The 2,048-nt window shown below is 67.8% G+C and carries 2 protein-coding genes; both read left to right on the top strand.

The window, feature by feature from the left end; translation table 11 throughout:
- Window positions 1-399 (top strand): glycine betaine ABC transporter substrate-binding protein (locus tag ABZ490_RS52095; RefSeq protein ID WP_359008098.1); only part of this gene is annotated, 399 nt, incomplete at its 5' end.
- Between the two features lie 225 nt (window positions 400-624).
- Window positions 625-2,048, top strand: a 1,424-nt coding sequence (locus ABZ490_RS52090) for an FAD-dependent oxidoreductase (RefSeq protein ID WP_359008095.1), incomplete at its 3' end; no start/stop codon positions are given.

Genomic DNA, 2,048 nt, shown 5'->3' with positions numbered 1-2,048 from the left:
AAGGTGGTGTACGCGGGCAGTGAGACGGCCCTCATCCAGGCCTTCCGCAAGGCGGAGAAGGACAAGGAATGGGTGATCGGCTACTTCTACGAGCCCCAGTGGTTCCTGTCCGAGGTCCCGCTCGTCAAGGTCAATCTCCCCAAGTACACGGACGGCTGTGACGCCGACGCCGCCAAGGTCGCCTGCGACTACCCGGTGTACAAGCTCGACAAGATCGTCAGCGCGAAGTTCGCCAAGTCCGGCAGCCCCGCGTACGACCTGGTGAAGAACTTCACCTGGGCCAACGACGACCAGAACACCGTGGCCAAGTACATAGCCGAGGACAAGATGACCCCGGAGGCGGCGGCGAAGAAGTGGGTCGACGCCAACCCGGACAAGGTCAAGGCCTGGATCAAGTAGCCCCGGTCTCCGGGAGCTCGGAAACCGGTCGGAACACGCCCGGTGGGCGGTGCGCGATCCCTGCGTACCGCCCACCGGGCTTCGCCGTGTTCGGGCCCGTTTTTCCCGGGTTCCACAACCCTTGACACCCACTGGGACGGCGGGCACATTGAGTTGCGCAACCTGAACCGTGTTGCGTGGACAGCAACTGAACCGGCTGGGCCGGTTCGATTCGGAGGTGCGGCGATGGCGGGACCCCGAGTGGTGATCATCGGAGCGGGTGTCGTGGGTGCGGCGCTTGCGGACGAGATCTCCGCGCGTGGCTGGACCGAGGTGACGGTGGTCGACCAGGGCCCGCTGCCCGCCACCGGAGGCTCGACATCGCACGCTCCCGGTCTGGTCTTCCAGACCAACTCCTCGAAGACGATGACGGAGCTGGCCCGCTACACGGTGGAGAAGTTCTGTTCACTGGATGTGGACGGCAAGCCGTGTTTCCTCCAGGTCGGCGGCCTGGAGGTGGCGACGACGCCGGAGCGTCTGACGGAGCTGCGGCGCCGGCACGGCTGGGTGACCGCTTGGGGCATCGAGGCCGAGCTGCTGACGGCCGAGGAGTGTGTGGAGCGGCATGCGCTGCTCGACGGGGAGAAGGTGCTGGGCGGTCTGCTGGTGCCGACGGACGGTCTGGCCAAGGCGGTCCTGGCGGTCGAGGCGCAGATCCGGCGGGCGACGGAACGCGGTGTGACGTTCCTGGCCCGCCACGAGGTCCTCGACGTCCTCCACGTCGACGGCGAGGTCAGCGGAGTGCTGACCGACCAGGGTGAGATCGCGGCGGACATCGTGGTGTGCTGTGCGGGGATCTGGGGTCCGAAGATCGCCCGGATGGTGGGGATGAACCTGCCGCTGACCCCGCTGGCGCACCAGCTCGCCTGGACCGGCCCGATCCCGGCACTGGCCGGACAGACGCAGGAGGCGGTCCGTCCGATCCTGCGCCACCAGGACGCCGACCTCTACTACCGCGACCGCTTCGACGGGCTGGGCATCGGCTACTACGGCCACCGGCCGATGCCGATCTCCGCCGACGACATCCTCTCCGTGGACGAGGCCGAGGCGATGCCCTCGGTGCTGAAGTTCACCGAGGAGGACTTCGAGACCGCCTGGAACGACACCCAGGCCCTGCTCCCCGCGACCCGGGAGGCGAAGGTCGAGGAGGGCATCAACGGCCTGTTCTCCTTCACCACCGACAACTTCCCCCTGCTCGGCGAGTCCCAGGACGTCAAGGGCTTCTGGGTCGCCGAAGCGGTGTGGGTGACGCATTCCGCGGGTGTGGGCCGGGCGATGGCGGAGTGGCTGGTCGACGGCTACTGCTCCTCCTTCGACCTGCACGAATGTGACGTCAACCGGTTCGAGCCGCACCAGCTGTCCCCGGAGTACGTGCTGGCGCGGGACTGCCAGAACTTCGTCGAGGTCTACGACATCCTGCACCCGCTCCAGCCCTCGGGCGACCCGCGGCCGATCCGCACCAGTCCCTTCCACACCCGGCAGCAGGAGCAGGGCGCGTTCTTCCTGGAGGCGAACGGCTGGGAGCGCCCGCACTGGTACGAGGCCAACGCGCCGCTGGTGGAGGGCCGTAACATCCCCACCCCGAACGCGTGGGCGGCGCAGTTCTGGTC

The sequence above is a fragment of the Streptomyces sp. NPDC005811 genome, assembly GCF_040630405.1.
GTDB lineage: Bacteria > Actinomycetota > Actinomycetes > Streptomycetales > Streptomycetaceae > Streptomyces.
This window is presented reverse-complemented; position numbering and strand designations above follow the sequence as displayed.